2 protein-coding genes are annotated in these 4,484 nt (G+C 73.3%); both read right to left on the reverse strand.

Going from position 1 to position 4,484, the window contains the following annotated elements; all coding sequences use genetic code 11:
• The coding region (locus ACFUK0_RS39590) for a type I polyketide synthase (RefSeq protein WP_380258838.1) at positions 1-1,391 on the reverse strand (1,391 nt) is incomplete at its 3' end.
• An 88-nt stretch (positions 1,392-1,479) separates the two neighbouring features.
• On the reverse strand, positions 1,480-4,484 hold a 3,005-nt coding region (locus ACFUK0_RS39595), incomplete at its 5' end, for an SDR family NAD(P)-dependent oxidoreductase (RefSeq protein ID WP_380258840.1).

A 4,484-nucleotide genomic window follows, 5' to 3' on the forward strand; every position in this document is an offset into this window, starting at 1 on the left:
TCCTCGGTGGGTGCTTCGAGGATGACGTGGGCGTTGGTGCCGCTGATGCCGAAGGAGGAGACGGCGGCCCGGCGGGGGCGGCCGGTCTCCGGCCACGGGATGTGCTCGGCCAGCAGGGCGACGCTGCCGGCGCTCCAGTCGACGTGGTCCGAAGGGCTGTCGATGTGCAGGCTGCGCGGCAGCTCGCCGTGCCGGAACGCCTCGATCATCTTGATCACGCCGGCGACGCCGGCGGCGGCCTGGGTGTGGCCGATGTTGGACTTGATCGAGCCCAGGTGCAGGGGGAGTCCGGCCGGCCGGTCCTGGCCGTAGGTGGCCAGGATGGCCTGTGCCTCGATCGGGTCGCCGAGCGTGGTGCCGGTGCCGTGCGCCTCCACCGCGTCCACCTGGTCCGCCGTCAGTTCGGCGTTGGCCAGCGCCTGGCGGATCACCCGCTGCTGCGAAGGCCCGTTCGGCGCGGTCAGGCCGTTGCTCGCACCGTCCTGGTTCACGGCCGAGCCCCGGATCACGGCCAGCACCGGATGCCCGTTGCGCCGCGCGTCCGACAGCCGCTCCAGCACCAGGACGCCGACGCCCTCGGAGAACCCCGTGCCGTCCGAACCGGCCGCGAACGGCTTGCACCGCGCGTCCGGCGCCAGGCCCTTCTGCCGGCTGAACTCGGTGTACACGCTGGGCCGGGCGATCACGGTCGCACCGCCGGCCAGCGCGAGGGCGCTCTCGCCGGTGCGCAGTGACTGGAGCGCGTAGTGGATCGCGACCAGCGAGGACGAGCAGGAGGTGTCCACCGTGACGGCCGGGCCCTCCAGGCCGAGCGTGTACGCCACCCGGCCCGAGGCGACGCTGGTGGTGTTGCCGGCCAGGAAGTACCCCTCGTACTCACCGGGAGCCTCACCCGCCCTCGGTGCGTACTCCTGGGCGATGACGCCGGTGAACACGGCGGTCCGCGAACCGCGCAGGCCGGCCGGATCGATGCCGGCCCGCTCCAGGGCCTCCCAGCTGGTCTCCAGCAGCAGCCGCTGCTGCGGGTCCATCGCCGTCGCCTCGCGCGGGCTGATGCCGAAGAACGCGGGGTCGAACTCGGCTGCCCCGGTGAGGAATCCGCCCTCCCGGACGTAGGTGGTGCGGGGCTGCTCAGGGTCCGGGTCGTACAGGGCCTCGATGTCCCAGCCGCGGTCGTCGGGGAACGGGCCGATCGCGTCGACCCCGTCGGCGACCAGCCGCCACAGCTCCTCCGGCGTGCTGACCCCGCCGGGGAACCGGCAGCCGATCCCGACCACGGCCACCGGCTCGTGCTCGCGGGCCTCGGCCTCGCGAAGTCTGCGCTTCGTCTGCCGGAGGTCGGTCGTCGCGCGCTTGAGGTATTCGCGGAGAGTTTCCTCGGTGCTGGCCATCTGGGGTCGACTCCCTGAGTGTGGTCTGTACGGTCGCCGGGCCGGGCGATCCGGCCGCGCAGGTCTCGCTGGTGGTACTGAAAGCCGGTCAGTCCGAGCCGAGTTCGCGCTCCAGGGCGCTGAACAGCTCGTCGTCGTCGGCCGAGTCGAGGTCGACGGTGTCCTCGTCCGGGCCGTGGGCCTGCTGTCCGTCGTCCCAGCCGCGCAGCAGGGCGCGCAGTCGGGCGGTGACCTCGTTCCGGTCGTCGGCTCCGCCGCCGTCGCCGTTCTCGTCCTGGCCGCTGCCGCCGGCGAACTCGTGCAGCAGTTCCTCCAGCCGGCCGATCTCCGTCAGCACGGCGACGTTGGCGGAGGCCGGTTCGGGTGCCAGGTCGGCCAGCACGGCGCCGGCCAGGGCCAGCGGCGTCGGGTGGTCGAAGACGAGGGTGGTGGGGAGGTGGAGTCCGGTGGCGGTGCGCAGGCGGTTGCGGAGTTCGACGGCCGTGAGGGAGTCGAAGCCGAGGTCCTTGAACGGCTGGTCCGGCGCCAGCCGGTCCGGGTCCGGGTGGGCCAGGACGGTGGCGGCCTCGCCGCGCACCAGGTCCAGCACGAGCCGCTGCTGGTCGGCCGCGGTGAGCCCGGTCAGCCGCTCTGCCAGGCCCGGTCCGGCGGCCTGGGCACTGCCTGCCGTGGCCGCGGCGGCCCGGCGGCGCGGTGCCCGCAGGACGCCCTGGAGCAGCGGCGGCACGGCGGTTCCGCCGTCCTGCAGCGCGCTGTCGTCGAGGTGCAGCGCGGTCAGCACGGGCTGGTGGTTGCTCAGCGCCGCGTCGAGCAGGGCCAGGCCCTCCTCGGTGGAGAGCGGCAGCACGCCCGAGCGGCTCATCCTCGTCCGGTCGGCGGTCTGGAGGTTGGTGGTGAGGGTGCTGGCTTCGGCCCAGAGTCCCCAGGCGATGGAGGTGGCGGGGAGGCCGTGGGTGTGGCGGTGGTGGGCGAGGGCGTCGAGGGCGGCGTTGGCGGCTGCGTAGTTGGCCTGTCCGGGGGTGCCGAGGGTGCCGGCGGCGGAGGAGAAGAGGACGAAGGCGGCGAGGTCGAGGTGCTTGGTGAGTTCGTGCAGGTTCCAGGCCGCGTCGGTCTTCGGACCGAGCACGCTGTCCAGGTGCGCGTGGCTGAGCGAGGGCACCGTCGCGTCCCGCAGGACGCCGGCGACGTGGAAGACGCCGGTGAGGGGGTGGTCGGTGGGGATGGTGGCGAGGGCTTCGGTGAGGGCGTGGTGGTCGGCGGTGTCGGTGGCGAGGAGGTCGGCGTGGGCGCCGAGTTCGCGTAGTTCGGTGAGGAGTTGGTCGGCGCCGGGGGCGTTGGTGCCGCTGCGGCTGAGGAGGAGGAAGCGGTTGGCGTGGTGCTGGGTGGCGAGGTGGCGGGCGACGTGGGCGCCGAGGGTGCCGGTGGCGCCGGTGATGAGGACGGTGCCGTTCGGGTCCAGGGGCTGCGGGACGGTCAGGGCCAGCTTGCCGATGTGCTGGCCGGCCGCGAGGTGGCGCAGCACGCCGGGCGCGTACCCGACGGACTGGCTGAGGGTCGGCAGAGCTTCCAGGTCACCGTTCTCGAACAGCTCGGTGAGGTCCTGGAGCATCCCCTGGATGTGGTCGGCGCCGGTCGCGTGCATGTCGAAGTGGGTGTAGCCGACGCCGGGGTGGTCGCGGCCGACGGTGTCGGCGTCGCGGATGTCGAGCTTGCCGATGTCGATGAGGTGGCCCTTGCGGGGCTCCAGCAGCCGCAGCGTGGCGTCCGTGTAGTCGTGGGTGAGGGAGTGCAGCGCGAAGTCGATGCCCTGGCCGTCGGTGGTGCTGTTGATGTGCTCCTCGAAGCTGAGGTCACGGCTGTTGCTGATGTGGGTGGTGGGGATGCCGCGGGCGGTGAGGTGGTGCTGCTTGTGGACGCTGGTGGTGGTGTGGACGGTGGCGCCGATGTGGCGGGCGATGTTGAGGGCGGCGAGTCCGACGCCGCCGGTGGCGGCGTGGATCAGCAGGTGGTGGTGCGGCTGGAGGTCGGCCAGGTGCTTCAGCGCGTGGTACGCGGTGAGGTAGACGACCGGCGTGGTCGCGGCCTCGGTGTGCGTGAAGTGGCTCGGCGTCCGGGCGAGGTAGCGGGCGTCGGTGACGGTCGCCGGGGTGATGGCACCGGGGAAGAGGCCGTAGACGCGGTCGCCGGGCTTGAGGTGGGTGACGTCCTCGGCGGTGTGCGTGATGGTGCCGGCGGCTTCGCTGCCGAACGGGGCGTCGTCGTCCGGGTAGAGGCCGAGTGCGATGAGGCTGTCGCGGAAGTTCAGGCCGGCCGCGTGGATCGCCACCCGGACGTGGCCGGACGGCAGTGCCTCGGCCCCGACGGCTTCGGTCGGCAGCAGGGCCACGTTGTCGAGCGTCCCGGCCTCGGTGACATCGAGCCGCCAGGACGGCGCGTCGGCGGGCTCCGGCAGCGGGGCGGCGGCCCGGACCAGCCGTGGCACGAACACCGTGCCCTTGCGCAGCGCGAGTTGGGCCTCGCCCTGGGTGAGTGCGGTCGCGACGGCGGTGGTCAGCACGTCGTGCGAGGCCGCCGGATCGTCCAGGTCGAGGAGCGTGATGCGGTCCGGGTTCTCGGCCTGCGCGGAGCGCAGCAGCCCCCAGACGGCGGCCAGCGCCGGTGCGGCCAGGTGCTCGTTCTCGGCCGGCTCGACGGCGCCACTGGTCACCACGACCAGGCGGTCCGCGTCGGCCGCCGGGTCGGCGAGCCAGGCCTGCACGAGGTCCAGCGCGGCCCGGGAGGCCTCGCGGACGGCGTGCGGCCAGGAGATGTCGGGTGCTGCGGCGAGCTGGGCGACGGTGACGGCCGGCGCGGTGCCGGTGCGCGCGGCGGCCAGGGCCGGCGCGAGGCCGAGGTGGTCGGTGCCGAGCAGCGTCCAGGAGGCGGGGTGGTCCTCGGGGGTCGCGGTGGCGGCCAGTTCGTTCCAGCTGAGCTGGAGCAGCGGCGTGCTGTTGGTGCTGTTGTCGTTGGTGTTGGTGAGGTTGTGGAGGGTGGTGGTGAGTTGTTGGGGGGTGGTGGGGTGGGTGGTGAGGGTGGTTTGGGTGATGGGGGTGC

It is taken from the genome of Kitasatospora sp. NPDC057223 (assembly GCF_042669755.1).
GTDB lineage: Bacteria > Actinomycetota > Actinomycetes > Streptomycetales > Streptomycetaceae > Kitasatospora.